14 protein-coding genes are annotated in these 15,426 nt (G+C 70.2%); 6 read left to right on the plus strand and 8 right to left on the minus strand.

Annotated features, from left to right (window positions below):
* Positions 1 to 28: 28 nt before the first annotated feature.
* From PD653B2_RS01710 to dnaA, 8 genes are all read right to left on the minus strand, one after another.
* Positions 29 to 547 (minus strand): DUF3566 domain-containing protein, encoded by a 519-nt coding sequence (locus tag PD653B2_RS01710; protein WP_085870581.1) that lies wholly within the window; start codon positions 545 to 547, stop codon positions 29 to 31.
* Positions 544 to 3,219 carry a DNA gyrase subunit A gene (gene gyrA, locus PD653B2_RS01715; protein WP_242665098.1) on the minus strand — a complete coding sequence of 892 codons (2,676 nt, stop codon included), beginning with the start codon at positions 3,217 to 3,219 and terminating at the stop codon, positions 544 to 546. Before gyrA ends, PD653B2_RS01710 begins: the two co-directional genes overlap by 4 nt.
* A 138-nt stretch (positions 3,220 to 3,357) precedes the next feature.
* Positions 3,358 to 5,481: a DNA topoisomerase (ATP-hydrolyzing) subunit B gene (gyrB, locus tag PD653B2_RS01720; protein WP_085870583.1), complete on the minus strand. Its 2,124-nt coding sequence runs from the start codon at positions 5,479 to 5,481 to the stop codon at positions 3,358 to 3,360.
* Between the two features lie 287 nt (positions 5,482 to 5,768).
* Positions 5,769 to 6,323 (minus strand): DUF721 domain-containing protein, encoded by a 555-nt coding sequence (locus tag PD653B2_RS01725; RefSeq protein WP_085870584.1) that lies wholly within the window; start codon positions 6,321 to 6,323, stop codon positions 5,769 to 5,771.
* Positions 6,313 to 7,467, minus strand: coding sequence for a DNA replication/repair protein RecF (gene recF, locus PD653B2_RS01730; protein ID WP_085870585.1), 1,155 nt, complete (start codon positions 7,465 to 7,467; stop codon positions 6,313 to 6,315). Before recF ends, PD653B2_RS01725 begins: the two co-directional genes overlap by 11 nt.
* Positions 7,468 to 7,481: 14 nt before the next feature.
* Positions 7,482 to 8,387: a phosphogluconate dehydrogenase (NAD(+)-dependent, decarboxylating) gene (gene gnd / locus PD653B2_RS01735; protein WP_085870586.1), complete on the minus strand. Its 906-nt coding sequence runs from the start codon at positions 8,385 to 8,387 to the stop codon at positions 7,482 to 7,484.
* Positions 8,388 to 8,444: 57 nt separating this feature from the next.
* Positions 8,445 to 9,584, minus strand: a complete 1,140-nt coding sequence (dnaN, locus tag PD653B2_RS01740) for a DNA polymerase III subunit beta (protein ID WP_085870587.1) — start codon at positions 9,582 to 9,584, stop codon at positions 8,445 to 8,447.
* Between the two features lie 427 nt (positions 9,585 to 10,011).
* A complete protein-coding gene (dnaA, locus tag PD653B2_RS01745) occupies positions 10,012 to 11,457 on the minus strand; it encodes a chromosomal replication initiator protein DnaA (protein WP_085870588.1) in 1,446 nt (481 codons plus the stop codon).
* A 493-nt stretch (positions 11,458 to 11,950) separates the two neighbouring features.
* On the opposite strand from dnaA, the gene rpmH reads away from it, so the two are divergent.
* The 6 genes from rpmH to rsmG are packed head-to-tail and all read left to right on the plus strand — an operon-like array spanning position 11,951 to position 15,139.
* On the plus strand, positions 11,951 to 12,088 hold the full coding sequence (gene rpmH / locus PD653B2_RS01750; RefSeq protein ID WP_056156542.1) for a 50S ribosomal protein L34: 138 nt from the start codon (positions 11,951 to 11,953) through the stop codon (positions 12,086 to 12,088).
* Between the two features lie 32 nt (positions 12,089 to 12,120).
* The gene (gene rnpA / locus PD653B2_RS01755) at positions 12,121 to 12,477 is read left to right on the plus strand and encodes a ribonuclease P protein component (RefSeq protein WP_085870589.1); all 357 of its coding nucleotides are present in this window, start codon (positions 12,121 to 12,123) and stop codon (positions 12,475 to 12,477) included.
* Positions 12,474 to 12,767 carry a membrane protein insertion efficiency factor YidD gene (gene yidD, locus PD653B2_RS01760; protein WP_085870590.1) on the plus strand — a complete coding sequence of 98 codons (294 nt, stop codon included), beginning with the start codon at positions 12,474 to 12,476 and terminating at the stop codon, positions 12,765 to 12,767. Before rnpA ends, yidD begins: the two co-directional genes overlap by 4 nt.
* 3 nt (positions 12,768 to 12,770) lie before the next feature.
* Complete coding sequence (yidC, locus tag PD653B2_RS01765) at positions 12,771 to 13,769, plus strand: membrane protein insertase YidC (protein ID WP_089503858.1); 999 nt, start codon at positions 12,771 to 12,773, stop codon at positions 13,767 to 13,769.
* Positions 13,766 to 14,383, plus strand: a complete 618-nt coding sequence (locus PD653B2_RS01770; protein ID WP_414689146.1) for a protein jag — start codon at positions 13,766 to 13,768, stop codon at positions 14,381 to 14,383. The genes yidC and PD653B2_RS01770 overlap by 4 nt, the downstream gene beginning before the upstream one ends.
* Positions 14,384 to 14,440: 57 nt before the next feature.
* Positions 14,441 to 15,139, plus strand: coding sequence for a 16S rRNA (guanine(527)-N(7))-methyltransferase RsmG (gene rsmG, locus PD653B2_RS01775; protein ID WP_242665086.1), 699 nt, complete (start codon positions 14,441 to 14,443; stop codon positions 15,137 to 15,139).
* Positions 15,140 to 15,426 lie beyond the last annotated feature (287 nt).

Below are 15,426 nucleotides of genomic sequence, written 5' to 3' on the forward strand. Positions count from 1 at the left end.
AAACGCCGGGGCACTCCGGGGATCCGGGTCAGCGCTCGTCCTCCGCCAGGGTGAGTTCCACGCCGCCGAGCAGGGCTGCCGACATGTTGTAGAGGAACGCGCCGAGCGTCGCGATCGCGGTGATCAAGATGACGTCGACGACGGCCACCAGCATGGTGAAGCCCATGACGCGGGAGATCCCGACGTACTTCTCGACGTCCCAGCTGCCGGCGTCCTCACCGCCGACGACGTCTTGGACCGTGTTGTTGATGGAGTCCCACACACCGGCGGCGGACAGCACCGACCAGATGATGAAGACCGACACGACCGTCACGACGCCGAAGGCGATCGCCAGCAGGAACGACGTCTTCATGACCGACCACGGGTCGATCCGGGTGAGCCGCAGACGGGCCCGGCGCGGAGGGCGACGCCCGCCGACGGCCTGCTTGGCGGCACGCGGCGACTCGGGCTGGGCGTTCGCCTTGTGCTCGTCGGCGGCCTTGTTCAGCTTCGCCGAGATCCGCTCACCCAGGGGCGCACGTACGGCGGTGTCCTGGCGGTCGGTCATCCGCCCTCACTCTCCCCGTCGGTGTCGGGCTCGGCGTCGGTGGTCACAGCCTGAGAGTCGGCCGCGTCCTCGATTGTTGCATCCGTACCCTCATCGGACGACTCCCCGACCTCGGAGACCGTCTCGGCGCCGCCCTCGGGGGCGGTCTCGTCGACCTCGTCCTCCTCGTCACGCGCCTCGACCGACCTGGCCACGACCGCTACGGCGTCGCCGGCCTTCGGGGTCACGAACTTGACGCCCATGGTCGAGCGCCCGGTGGCGCGGAACTGGTCGTTGATCGGGCTGCGCACGACCTGGCCGTTCTGGGTGATCGAGAGGACCTCGTCGCCCTCCTCCACGATGAACGCGCCGACCAGGCCGCCGCGGTCCTCGTTGGCCAGCGCCATCGCGCGGACGCCGAGACCACCACGGTTGGTGAGCCGGTACTCGCTGATCCGGGAGCGCTTGGCGAAACCGCCGTCGGTGATCGTGAAGACGTACTGCGGCTTGACCTCGGCAGCGGCCTCGGCCGAGACCTCGACGTCGGCGGTGTCCTCGTTGACCTCGCTCAGCCCGGCGGCCGCCTCGGCCGCGACCTGCGCGGCGCGGATGACCGACATCGACAGCACGGAGTCGTCGCCGCGGAACTTCATGCCGGTGACGCCCGACGTCGCCCGGCCCATCGGCCGCAGCTGGCCGTCGTCCGCGCGGAAGCGGATCGCCTGGCCCTTGCGGGAGACGAGCAGGATGTCGTCCTCGGCGTTGACCAGCTCGGCGCCGATCAGCACGTCGTCGTCCTCGCGGAAGTTGATCGCGATGACGCCGGCCTGGCGCGGGCTGTTGTAGTCGCCGAGCCGGGTCTTCTTCACCAGCCCGTTGCGGGTGGCGAGCACGAGGTACGGCGCCTGCTCGTAGTCACGGATCGCCAGCACCTGGGCGATGTTCTCGTCGGGCTGGAAGCTGAGCAGCCCGGCGACGTGGCCGCCCTTCGCGTCGCGCGACGCCTCGGGCAGGTTGTAGGCCTTGGTCCGGTAGACGCGGCCGGCGGTGGTGAAGAACAGCAGCCAGTGGTGGTTGGTCGTCGAGATGAAGTGCTCGACGACGTCGTCGCCCCGCAGGCTCGCGCCGCGCACGCCCTTGCCGCCGCGCTTCTGGGTCCGGTACTGGTCGGCGCGGGTGCGCTTCGCGTAGCCGCCGCGGGTGATGGAGACGACGAGGTCCTCGTCGGGGATCAGGTCCTCCATCGACAGGTCGCCGTCGGCCGCGATGATCTGGGTACGCCGGTCGTCGCCGTACTTCTCGACGATCGCGGCGAGCTCCTCACCGATGATCTGACGCTGGCGCACCTCGTTGGCGAGGATGTCCTCGAGGTCGGCGATCTCGAGCTCGATCTCGGCCAGCTGGTCGATGATCTTCTGGCGCTCGAGGGCGGCCAGCCGGCGCAGCTGCATGTCGAGGATCGCGTTGGCCTGGATCTCGTCGATCTCGAGCAGCGCGATCAGGCCCTCGCGGGCGTCGTCGACCTCGGGCGAGCGCCGGATCAGCGCGATGACCTCGTCGAGCTGGTCGAGCGCCTTGACCAGGCCCCGCAGGACGTGGGCGCGGCGCTCGGCCTCGGCGAGCCGGAAGCGGGTCCGGCGCTGGATGACCTCGATCTGGTGGGACACCCAGTTGCTGATGAACTGGTCGATCGTCAGCGTGCGCGGCACGCCGTCGACCAGGGCCAGCATGTTCGCGCTGAAGTTGGTCTGCAGCTCGGTGTGCTTGAGCAGGTTGTTGAGCACCACCCGGGCGACGGCGTCGCGGCGGAGCACGACCACCAGCCGCTGGCCGGTGCGACCCGAGGAGTCGTCGCGGACGTCGGAGATGCCCTGCACCTTGCCGGAGTCGGCGAGCTCGGCGATCTTCAGCGCGAGGTTGTCGGGGTTGACCATGTAGGGCAGCTCGGTGATCGACAGGCAGGTGCGGCCGCGGCTGTCCTCGTCGATCTCGATGATCGCGCGCTGGGTGACCGAGCCGCGACCGGTGCGGTAGGCCTGCTCGATGCCCTCGCGGCCGACGATCAGCGCGCCGTTCGGGAAGTCGGGGCCCTTGATCCGCTCGATGAGGGCGTCCTGCAGCTCCTCGCGGCTGGCGTCGGGGTGCTCGAGCGCCCACTGGGCGCCGGCCGCCACCTCGCGCAGGTTGTGCGGGGGGATGTTGGTCGCCATGCCGACCGCGATGCCGGCCGATCCGTTGACGAGGAGGTTCGGGTAGCGCGCCGGCAGCACCGTCGGCTCGGAGGACCGGCCGTCGTAGTTGGGCTGGAAGTCGACGGTGTCCTCGGTGATGTCGCGGACCATCTCGAGCGCGAGCGGCGCCATCCGGCACTCGGTGTACCGCATCGCGGCCGCCGAGTCGTTGCCCGGCGATCCGAAGTTCCCTTGGCCCTGGACCAGCGGCGCGCGCATCACCCACGGCTGCGCGAGGCGGACCAGGGTGTCGTAGATCGCGGTGTCGCCGTGCGGGTGGTACTGACCCATGACGTCACCCACGACGCGCGAGCACTTCGAGAAGCCGCGGTCGGGGCGGTAGCCGCCGTCGTACATCGCGTAGAGCACCCGACGGTGCACGGGCTTCAGACCGTCGCGTACGTCGGGCAGCGCGCGGCCGACGATGACCGCCATCGCGTAGTCGATGTAGGCGCGCTGCATCGAGGTCTTCAGCTCGACCGGCTCGATCCGGCCGCCCGGCCCGGGAGGAGGAGTGGTGCCGCCGTCGGTGGGGGTCTCAGTCACGTGTCTTGTTCTCTCTCATCGGATCTACTCGAATCTAGGAAAAGTGCTAGAGCCCTAGATATCGAGGAATCGGACGTCCTTGGCGTTGCGCTGGATGAAGGACCGGCGCTGCTCGACGTCCTCGCCCATCAGGGTCGAGAAGATCTCGTCGGCCTGGGCCGCGTCGTCCAGCGTCACCTGGAGCATCAGCCGGGCGTCGGGGTTCATCGTGGTGTCCCACAGCTCCTCGGCGTTCATCTCGCCGAGACCCTTGTAGCGCTGGACCGGGTTCTCCTTGGGCAGCTTCTTGCCCTGCTCCAGGCCGTCGCGCATCAGGGTGTCGCGCTCCACGTCGGAGTAGACGAACTCGTGCTCGGCCGGCTTGTTCCAGCGGATCCGGTAGAGCGGCGGCTGGGCCATGTAGACGTAGCCGTGCTCGATCAACGGCTTCATGAAGCGGAACAGCAGCGTCAGCAGCAGGGTGTTGATGTGGTGGCCGTCGACGTCGGCGTCGGCCATCAGCACGACCTTGTGGTAGCGCAGCTTCTCCAGGTTGAACTCCTCCTGGATGCCGGTGCCGAGCGCCGAGATGATCGCCTGGACCTCGGTGTTGGCCAGCACCTTGTCGATGCGGGCCTTCTCGACGTTGAGGATCTTGCCGCGGATGGGCAGGATCGCCTGGACCCGCGGGTCGCGGCCCTGGCGCGCGGAGCCGCCGGCGGAGTCGCCCTCGACGATGAAGACCTCGCACTCGGCCGGGTTCGTCGACTGGCAGTCGGACAGCTTGCCGGGCAGGCCGCCGCCACCGAGCAGGCCCTTGCGGCCGCGGGCCAGGTCGCGCGCCTTGCGCGCGGCGATCCGCGCCTGCTGCGCGGCCTGTGCCTTGCGGACGATCTCCTTGCCCTCGGCCGGGTTCTGCTCCAGCCAGGCGCCGAGCTGGTCGTTCATCAGGCGCTGGACGAAGCCCTTCGCCTCGGTGTTGCCGAGCTTGGTCTTGGTCTGGCCCTCGAACTGGGGCTCGCCCATCTTGATCGAGATGATCGCGGTGAGGCCCTCGCGGATGTCGTCACCCGAGACGCGGTCCTCGGGCTTCTTCATCAGGCCCCACTCGAAGCCCCACGTGTTGACCAAGCCGGTCAGCGCCGCACGGAAGCCCTCCTCGTGGGTGCCGCCCTCGTGGGTGTTGATGGTGTTGGCGAACGTGTGGACCGACTCGGCGAACGAGGTGTTCCACTGCATCGCGACCTCGAGGCTCATGTGGTTCTCGACGCTGTCGGGCGTCTCGGCCTCGAAGGAGATGACGGTCGGGTTGGCCTTGAGCTTGCTGCGGTTGAGGTACTCGACGTAGTCGACCAGGCCGCGGTCGTACTTGAAGACCTGCTCGAGCCCGCCGCCCTCGGCGGCGCGCACCGCGTCGGCTCCGCGCTGGTCGACGTCGTTGCTGACGGTGTCGTCCTGGAGCGCTTCCACGACCTCGCTCGCCGCGGGCCGCTCGTCGCGCAGCACGATCTGCAGGCCCTTGTTGAGGAAGGCCATCTCACGCAGGCGTGCGGTGATCGTCTCGAGGGAGTACGTCGTGGTCTCGAACGTGTCGGGCGACGCCCAGTAGGTGACCGTCGTGCCGGTCTGCTCGCCGGGCTCCATCGGGCGGACCTGCTCGAGGTCGCCGTCGGGCACGCCGTGCGTGAACGACTGGCGCCACAGGTGGCCGCGGTTCTTGACGTCGACGATGAGGTGGGAGGAGAGCGCGTTGACGACCGAGACGCCCACGCCGTGCAGACCGCCGGAGACCTTGTAGCCGCCGCCTCCGAACTTGCCGCCGGCGTGGAGCATGGTGAGCGCCATCGTCACCGCGGGCATCTCCTGGCCGGGCGCGGTGTCGGTCGGGATGCCGCGACCGTTGTCCTCGACCCGGACGGCGCCGTCGGCGGTGAGCGTGACGACGATCCGGTCGGCGTAGCCGGCCAGCGACTCGTCGACCGCGTTGTCGACGATCTCCCAGATCAGGTGGTGCAGGCCGCGTTCGCCGGTGGAGCCGATGTACATGCCGGGACGCTTGCGGACCGCCTCGAGGCCCTCGAGGACCTGGATCGCGGACGCGTCGTAGTCGACGCCGTTGGGGCGGAGGTCGGTCGGCTCCGCGGGGGCCGCGGGGACCACTTCGTTGTCCGGAGTCTCGATCGGGGTCTCGTCCGACACACACACCTCTTCACGACGGGCCTCCCGGCCACCGGCCGGGGAGCGCTGACATGCCTGCTGACATGGAGCGGGCCGCAGCACAGCGCCGGCGGCCCGATCTCCATGGTACCCGTCAGAAGGCCGCATTCCACGTCACGACCCCCGCGCTGGGGACGACCGGCGTGGAAAATGGTGTCTGAGGGGCTCGTGAGCGGCGACGGGAGCGCCGAACGGGGGTGCGGACAGGTCCCGGTACGTCGGCGGGTCCGCGAGATCGTCTCTGTGCGGCTCTCGACGCCGCACCCGCCTCAGCCGTAGGTGTCCCGCGGTCCGCGACCGTCGCGGGCCGAGCGGGGGCCCTTCTTCCACGTCGGTCCGTGCGGGCCGAGGACCTCGATCAGCGCCACCGTGCCGTGCCCGAGCTCCTCGTTGAGTCGGCGGACCACGGTCGGCGCGAGCAGCCGCAGCTGGGTCGCCCACGCGGTCGAGTCGGTGCGCACGACCAGGCGCCCGTCGGCGAACGTCTCCGGCGTGCAGTGCTGGGCGACCTCGGCGCCGACCAGCTCGGCCCAGCGGCCGAAGACGCCGTGCATCCGCAGGTCGAGCCCCCAGCCGTGGTCGTCGACGAGGCGGCCCAGCGTGCTGTCGAGGAGCTGGGGGTCACGGTCGTCGGGGTGTGACCCGGTGACCCGGCCGCGCGCCGGGCGCTGGTCCTTCTTCCGCTGCCGCGACCTCGCCGCCGGGGTCGACTTGGCCGTCGCCCGGGTCAGCGCCTTGGCCAGGTCGAGCCCGTCGTCGCGGCGATCCGGCTGCTCCGGCGGCCCCGCGACCTCCGGCTTCTCGGGCTTCTCGTCAGAGCTCACGGACGACCTCGCCGTTGCCGACCGCGAAGCGAGCCCCGGCCAACGCCGCCGGCACGTCCGCCGCGACCGCGGCCGTCACCAGGACCTGCTCGGCACCGGCGACCAGGTCGGCGAGCTGGGCCCGCCGCTCGGTGTCGAGCTCGGCGAAGACGTCGTCGAGGATCAAGATCGGGTCGTCGCCGTCGGCCCGCAGCAGGTCGTAGGACGCCAGCCGCAGCGCGAGCGCGAACGACCAGGACTCCCCGTGCGACGCGTAGCCCTTCACCGGCAACCGGTTGTCACCGGGCCCGTGCCCCAACGACAGCGCCAGCTCGTCGCGGTGCGGACCCACCAGCGAGATGCCGCGGTCGAGCTCGTCGTTGCGGCGTCGCTCGACCTCGGCGAGCAGGGCGTCGGTGAGACCGGCGCGGTCGGTGAGACCGCCGAGCTCGAAGGACGGCCGGTAGTCGATCTCCGCGTCGTCGCGGGTGGCGCCGCGCGCCACGGTCTCGTAGGCCTTGCCGACGTAGGGCCGCAGCGCCTCGACGAGCGCGAGCCGCTCGGCGAGCAGCTCCGCGCCGGTGCGGGCGAGGTGCGCGTCCCAGACCCCGAGGGTCGAGAGCGCGGACTCCTGCGACGAGCTGCCGCGGCGCGCGGCTCCGGCGGTCTTCAGGAGCGAGTTGCGCTGCCGAAGGACCCGGTCGTAGTCGGCGCGGACGCTCGCGATGCGGGGCGCCCGGAGCACGAGCAGGTCGTCGAGGAAGCGTCGCCGGTCCGACGGGTCGCCCTTCACCAGGGTCAGGTCCTCGGGGGAGAAGACGACGGTCCGCACCAGGCCGACCAGGTCGCGGGGGCGGGGGAGCGGCGACCGGTTCACCCGGGCCCGGTTCGACTTGCCCGGGTTGAGCTCGACCTCGAGGACCGCCGTCCGCCCGTCGCGGACCACGGCGGCACGCACGACCGCCTGCTGCGCACCGGCCCTGACCAGCGGCGCGTCGCTGGCGACCCGGTGCGACGCGAGCCGCGACAGGTAGTCGATCGCCTCGACCAGGTTGGTCTTGCCCTGTCCGTTGCGGCCGATGAACGCGGTGACGCCCGGCTCGAGCTCGACCTCCGCGGAGGCGTACGAGCGGAAGTCGTGGAGGGACAGGTGGGCGACGTACACGGCAGGGTCGGGGTCTACCCGGGGTTCGCGTCGCCGCCGACGGGCGGCTCGGTGTGCACGGCGTGTCCGCCGAACTGGTTGCGCATCGCGGCGATCGCCTTCATCGCAGGGCTGTCGTCCTGGCGCGAGGCGAAGCGCGCGAAGAGCGAGGCGGCGATGACGTTCATGGGGACGGCGTTGTCGATCGCGGCCTCGACGGTCCACCGGCCCTCGCCGGAGTCCTCGGCGTAGCCGGCGATCTTGTCGAGGTGCGGGTCCTCCTCGACGGCCGCGACCAGCAGGTCGAGCAGCCACGAGCGGATCACGGTGCCGGAGCGCCAGGAGTCGAAGACCTCGGTGACGTTCTCGACGAGGTCGACCTTCTCGAGCAGCTCCCAGCCCTCGGCGTAGCTCTGCATCATGGCGTACTCGATGCCGTTGTGGACCATCTTGGCGAAGTGGCCGGCGCCGGGCTTCTTGCCGGCGTGGACGAAGCCGCCCTCCTCGGGCTTGAGCGCGTCGAGCGCCGGCTGCACCTTGGCGACGTCCTCGTCGGTGCCACCGCACATCAGCGCGTAGCCGTTCTTCAGGCCCCACACGCCACCCGAGACACCGCAGTCGACGAACCCGATGCCCGACTTCCCGAGCATCTCGGCGTTGACCTGGTCGTCGGTCCACTTGGAGTTGCCGCCGTCGACGACGAGGTCGCCCTCGCCGAGCAGCTCGCCGAGCGCGTGCACGGTCTCGCGGGTCGGGTCGCCGGCGGGCACCATCACCCAGACCACCTTGGGGGAGGGCAGCTGCTCGACCATCGCGGCGAGGCTGTCGACGTCGGCGACGTCGGGGTTGCGGTCGTAGCCGACCACGGTGTGCCCGGCGTCGCGCAGACGGGTGCGCATGTTGCCACCCATCTTGCCGAGCCCGACCAGTCCGATGTCCATCGAGTTCCTCCCGTGCTGTGGTGCGGTCGTCCTCAGCCTAGGCCCGTGCTGCGTGGGTCAGGAGAGCAGGCGGCGCGGCATCAGCAGGTAGCGGAACGACGTGTCCCGCTCGCCGTCCGCGACCGAGCCGCTGAGCACGACGGGCTTGGAGGCCTGGGTGAAGGCCAGCTCGACCACGGGCTGGTCGATCGCCGACAGTCCGTCGAGCAGGAACTGGGGGTTGAACCCCGTGGTGATGTCCTCGCCGGTGACGGTGGCCTCGATCGACTCCGATGCCTGCGCCTCGTCGCCGGACCCGGCGTCGAGGGTCAGCACGCCGTCGCTGAACGCGAGCTGCACCGCGGTGTTGCGCTCGGCGACCAGCGCCACGCGCTTGACCGACTCGATCAGCGCCGCCTTGTCGACCAGGGCGGTGGTCTGGTGCTCGGCCGGGAAGAGGCTGCGGACCTTGGGGAACTCGCCGTCGAGCAACCGGGTGGTCGTACGACGGGTGCCCCCGGGGGCCTGGCCCTCGAAGCCGATGATGCCCTCGCCCGATCCGGTGGTCGCGAGGGCGATGGTCACCTCGCCGCCGGCGGTCAGGGACTTGGCGGTGTCCCCGAGCACCCGGGCCGGCACCAGGGCGGCCGCGGACTCGTCGGGGCTGCGGGGGCTCCAGTCGAGCTCGCGGTGCGAGAGCCGGAAGCGGTCGGTGGCGAGCAGCGAGATGGTCGAACCGTCGATCTCGATCCGGACGCCGGTCAGCACCGGGAGCATGTCGTCGCGACCCGCCGCCGTGACGGCCTGGGCGACGGCGTGCGCGAAGACGTCGCTCGCGACGGTGCCGGTCGCCGCGGGCATGTCGGGCAGCGACGGGTAGTCCTCGACCGGCATGGTCTGGAGGCTGAAGCGGGCCGAGCCACACGTCAGCGAGACGCGCGAGCCGTCGAGGACCATCTCGACGGGCTTGTTCGGGAGGCTGCGGCAGATGTCGGCGAGCAGCCGGCCGCTGACCAGGGCGCGGCCCTCGTCGCTGACCTGTGCGGTGAGCGTCGCGCGCGCCGAGGTCTCGTAGTCGAACGTGGACAGCACCAGCCCCTCGTCGCTCGCATCGATGAGGAGTCCGGCCAGGACGGGCACGCTCGGGCGGACCGGGAGGCTGCGGGCAGCCCAGGCGACGGCATCGGCGAGCACGTCGCGTTCGACGCGGAACTTCACAGTGGTTCCTTCGGGTCGGACGGACAGGGGTGGGTGCTGGGATGCGAATCCTGCCATGCAGGCACCCGCAGCGGGAGGTTCGGTGTGGTTTCCGCACCGGCCCGGAGGACGACAGGAGTCCCGGATCGAGGGGTTGTCCCCAGGCAGGGGCCCAGATGGATGTTCACGGATGATCGATCTGTCTGGAGGTACGTCGTAGTCATAGCAACGGTGGAAACTGTGGACAACTCGGATCCGTGCAGGTCAGCGCGGCGATTCCTCGTGCACAGGGGCTGTGGAACCAGCGGGCCCCGCTCGGGGGTGGGTGTGCACGGCGACCCGGGTCTCGTGGTGGCGGCGTCGCGCGTCCACAGGCGATGGCCGTGGATGTCATTTCGACCCACACCTCGTCCACAGGCTGGCGACGGCGCACGGACGAACGACAAGGTCAGGACTGGCGGGCCTGCAGCTTGACGCGGTTGGTGAGCTCGCTGACCTGGTTGAACACGGCCCGGCGCTCGGCGAGCAGCTGGTTGATCTTGCGGTCGGCGTACATGACCGTGGTGTGGTCGCGGTTGCCGAACTGGGCGCCGATCTTCGGCAGCGAGAGGTCGGTGAGCTCGCGACACAGGTACATGGCGATCTGGCGCGCCATGACCAGGTGCCGGCCGCGGCTCGGGCCGGTCAGCTCCTCGATGGAGAGCCCGAAGTACGCCGCGGTCTGGGCGATGATCAGCGCGGCGGTGATCTCCGGTTCGCCGCCCTCGGGGATCAGGTCCTTGAGCACGATCTCGGCCAGGGTCATGTCGACCTCCTGGCGGTTGAGGTTCGCGAACGCCGTGACCCGGATCAGGGCACCCTCGAGCTCACGGATGTTGGTCTGGATCTTGGAGGCGATGAACTCGAGCACGTCCGGGGGAGCGGTGAGCCGGTCCATCGCAGCCTTCTTGCGCAGGATCGCGATCCGGGTCTCGAGGTCGGGCGGCTGCACGTCGGTGATGAGGCCCCACTCGAACCGGTTGCGGAGCCGGTCCTCGAGCGCCTCGAGCCGCTTCGGCGCCCGGTCGGAGGTGAGCACGATCTGCTTGTTGGCGTTGTGGAGGGTGTTGAACGTGTGGAAGAACTCTTCCTGCGTCTGGGTCTTGCCCTCGAGGAACTGGATGTCGTCGATCAGCAGCACGTCGACGTCGCGGTAGCGCCGCTTGAACCGGTCCTGCCGGTCGTCACGGATCGCGTTGATGAACTCGTTCGTGAACTCCTCGCTCGACACGTAGCGCACCTTGGCGCCCGTGTAGAGGGAGCGCACGTAGTGGCCGATGGCGTGGAGGAGGTGGGTCTTGCCGAGCCCCGAGTCGCCGTAGACCAGGAGCGGGTTGTAGGCCTTGCCCGGCGCCTCGGCCACGGCCACCGCGGCGGCGTGGGGAAAGCGGTTCGAGGAGCCGATGACGAACGTCTCGAAGGTGTACTTCGGGTTGAGGCGAGTCTCCAGCGAGGTGACCGGGCGGGGGCCCGCGTCGAGCGGCTCGGCGGGGGGCGGTGGCAGCGGAGCCGGAGTGTCAATCTGTCGGTTTGTCGACAAGTCGCTTTCAGGACGGGCCACCTGCTCGAGCGGTTCGTGCGGCGCGTCGGCGATCGCGACGTCCTCGAGCTGCGGGTTCACGGTGACGGCGATCCTGATCTCGCGCCCGAAGCGCACCGTGAGGGCGTCCTCCAGCTGGGCGCGCAGCCGGCCCTCGAGCTGGTTGCGGGTGAAGTCGTTGGGGACGGCGACGATGGCCGTGCTCTCGTGGAGGGTCACCGGCTCGCTGGCGCGCAGCCAGGCCCGCTGGTTGGGCTGCAGGTCGTCGACGACGCCGCGCCACGCGACACTGAGGTCCGAGGTGTTGTGCTCCACGGGTTCCCGCTTTCCTGATCGTCCTGCTCGTGGGTTGTCGCCGTGAGTCCACAGCTTTGTCCACAGGTTGTGAACCCGACTCCCTTCTTGTGGAGAGAGCCCTTCCGAGACGCGCCCCGCGTCGTTCCGAATCTCTGTTTCCGCAGGTCACAGGCCCAAAATCGGAAATGTGGCGGGCGTCACACGGGAAGCAGATCCAGGTGGCGACGAGGGCGGCGGGGAACCTCGGTCCCCGGGAACGTAACAAGCGGTGGACGCCCGCGGCAACCCGTCATCCACAGGCTGTCGCGGGGAGCCTCGATGCCGGTTTGACCCTGTGGAACGCGAGCGCGTACCGTTGTTCGGTCACCCGGTGTCGACCGGTGCCGCATGTCCACGAAGAGCAGCCGACCCGTTGGGTCACGTCGTGGGTGGGCGGTGCCAGCCGAAAGGCTTCTCTGCACTGCCGTCCCGGCCCGGCGTGGCTGCCCTGACCCACCATGGAGAGAATGTCGTGAGCAAGCGTACGTACCAGCCGAACAACCGCCGCCGTCACAAGGTGCACGGGTTCCGCCTGCGCATGCGCACCCGCGCCGGCCGGTCGATCCTGTCCTCCCGTCGCCGCAAGGGTCGCAAGAGCCTGGCCGTCTGACGGCCGACCCAGGCCCGGACCAGGTCAGCCTCGTGCTGCCCTCCCCTCACCGCCTCACCGACGGATCGTCGTTCCACCAGGCGGTCCGCGTGGGCCGGCGGGCGGGAAGTCGCACCCTCGTCGTCCACCTGGCCGCCGACGGCGCCACACCCGCCGACCGGCCACCCCGGATCGGGTTCGTGGTGAGCAAGGCCGTCGGGAACGCCGTCGTTCGCAACCGTGTGAAGCGTCGACTCCGCCATCTCGCCCGGGAGCACGTCTCGTCGCTCCCGGGCTCTGCTGTGCTCGTCGTCCGCGCGCTGCCGGCGGCAGCTGACGCGACCGGCGCGGAACTCGCGGCCGACCTCAGGCGTTGCCTCGATCGGGTGGCCCCGGAGGTGAGCAGGTGAAGTACGACCCGGTGCGCTACCTGCTCATCGGCTTCCTGCGCGCCTACCGGCTGCTCATCAGCCCGCTCTACGGCCAGGTCTGCCGCTACCACCCGTCGTGCTCGGCGTACGCGCTCGATGCGGTCCGGCAGCACGGGAGCCTCCGCGGCGGGTGGCTGGCGGTGCGCCGGCTGGTCCGCTGTCACCCCTGGGCCGCCGGCGGGTACGACCCGGTGCCTCCCCGCATGAACCCTGCCCCGTCTTCCCGCGTCCGAGCGGGCTCAACTCCCTCTCCCCAGCAAGGAGCCTGACCCGTGGAATTCCTCGGCTCTATCGGCCACTTCATCATGACGCCGCTGTACTACGGGATCTCCGGCGTGCTCGTGGCCTGGCACTGGCTCTTCAGCGAGGTGCTGCGGATGGACCCCGATGGCGGCGGCACCTGGGTGCTGTCGATCATCGGCCTGACGCTGACGGTGCGGGCGCTGCTGATCCCGCTGTTCGTCAAGCAGATCAAGTCCAGCCGGAACATGCAGCTCATCCAGCCCAAGGTCAAGGAGCTGCAGAAGAAGTACGGCCACGACCGCGAGCGTCTCGCCCAGGAGACGATGAAGCTCTACAAGGAGAGCGGGACGAACCCGTTCGCCTCCTGCCTGCCGATCATCATCCAGATGCCGATCTTCCTGGCGCTGTTCCGGCTCCTCGACCACCACGCCGCCAAGGGCGACGGGGTGGCCTTCTTGACCAAGGCGCTCGCGGAGAGCTTCGGCAACGCCGAGCTGTTCGGCGTCGTGCCGCTGAAGGCGACGTTCCTGCGCGCGGACGGCGAGCTGTCGGTGCAGATCCTGGCCGCGCTCCTGGTGGTCGCGATGACCGCCACCACCTTCACCACCCAGCGCCAGCTGATGAGCAAGAACATGCCGGCCGACGCGCTGTCCGGTCCCTACGCGCAGCAGCAGAAGCTGCTCCTCTACGTCCTCCCGGTCGTCTTCGCCGTCGGCGGTATCGCGTTCCCGGTGGGCGTCCTCTTCTACTGGACCACGTCGAACCTGTGGACGATGGGCCAGCAGTTCTACGTGATCCGCAACAACCCCGCTCCTGGCACCGCGGCCGCGACCGCGAAGGCCGAGCGGGACCGGGCCAAGGCCGCCAAGCACGGCGTGCCGGTCGCTGCCGAGCCGGAGCCGGAGCCGGAGGTCGACCGCAGGCCGACCCAGCGCCAGCAGCCGAAGAAGCAGACCCGTGAGCAGCGCAAGAAGTCCAGCGGGCCGCGGCCTGCGGGCAATCCGAATCCCGAGGGAGAACAGCAGTGAGTGACGAGGCAGTGGGCCCCGAGGTCGAGAACGAGCCGACCCAGCAGGAGATCGACCAGGACACCGACCAGGACGCCGGTCACGACTCGACCGACGCTACCGACGCTACCGACGCGGCTGACCCGGACGCAGCCGAGGAGGCCGGCGGGCCGTCGCGCCTGGAGCAGCTGGAGCAGGAGGGCGACATCGCTGCGGACTACCTCGAGGAGCTCCTCGACATCGCCGACCTCGATGGTGACCTGGACATGGACGTCGAAGGTGACCGCGCCGCGGTGTCCATCGTCGGCGCCGACCTGTCCCAGCTGGTCGGGGCGCGCGGCGAGGTCCTCGATGCCCTCCAGGAGCTGACTCGCCTGGCGGTCTACCGCGAGACCGGTGAGCGGTCGCGGCTGATGTTGGACATCTCGGGCTACCGCGCCCAGAAGCGCGAGGAGCTCATCGCGCTCGCGGAGAAGACCGTCGCCCAGGTGAGAGAGAGCGGGGAGAGCGCGTCGCTCGACCCGATGTCGCCCTTCGAGCGCAAGGTCGTCCACGACGCGGTGGCAGCGGCCGGCCTGTCCTCGGAGTCCGAGGGCGTCGAGCCGCGTCGCTTCGTGGTGGTCCTGCCGGCGTGACCCATGGGTGACGATGTTTCACGTGAAACGCCCTCCGTGCCCGAGGTGGCCCGGGGGGTGTTCTCGCCTGAGCGGCTCCCGCTGGCCGAGCGCTACGCGGAGCTGCTCGCGACCGATGGCGTGGTGCGGGGTCTGATCGGTCCCCGCGAGGCTCCCCGGCTGTGGGAGCGGCACCTGGTCAACTGCGCGTTGCTCGCGGAGCTGATGCCGGCCGACGCCACGGTCTGCGATCTGGGCTCGGGCGCCGGGCTCCCCGGCCTGGTGCTGGCCATCGCCCGTCCCGACCTGACGGTCACCCTGGTGGAGCCGCTGCTGCGCCGGACGACGTTCCTGGACGAGGTCGTCGAGGCGCTGGGACTCACCTCCGTCGAGGTGGTCCGCGGCCGCGCCGAGGCGCTGCACGGGCAGCGCACGTTCGACGTGGTGACGTCGCGCGCGCTCGCGCCACTGGGCCGGCTGCTGGGGTGGTCGATGCCGCTGGTGGCCCCCACCGGAGCCCTCGTGGCGATGAAGGGGTCCTCGGTCGACGAGGAGATCGAGGCGGCCCGGGCGGACCTGGCCCGGTGGGAGTGCGCGGAGCCGGAGGTGCACGTGCTGGGTGCCGGACGGACGGAGTCCCCCACGCTGGCTCTGCGGGTGGCCTGGGCGGATCCCGGGCGGGTATCTTGGCCCCTTGCGACCTCGCCGGACCGCGGCACAGCTCACCAACGCTCGGGTCGTAGGCGGGGCAATTCGAATCGGAGGCGTGGCGCGTGACCGAGTTTTCCACCGGTGGCGAGCCGTCGGCTGAGCGTAGTTATCCACAGGACGGGCCGATTCCTCCACAGACGGGGTCGGATTTTGTTTCACGTGAAACGAGCGGGCCCACAGACCCGGCACCCGATGTTTCACGTGAAACCGAGGACGGCGGCGCTACCAAGCCGGGCGGCTTCCAGGTACGTACCGCGGGAGACGTCGCGGTCGCCGCGCCCGTCTTCGACAACGACCACGCCACGCCGCTGGCGCGCGCGGCCGAGCACACGGTGCTGGCCCGCCACGGCGCA

The organism is Nocardioides sp. PD653-B2, from assembly GCF_002117935.1.
GTDB lineage: Bacteria > Actinomycetota > Actinomycetes > Propionibacteriales > Nocardioidaceae > Nocardioides.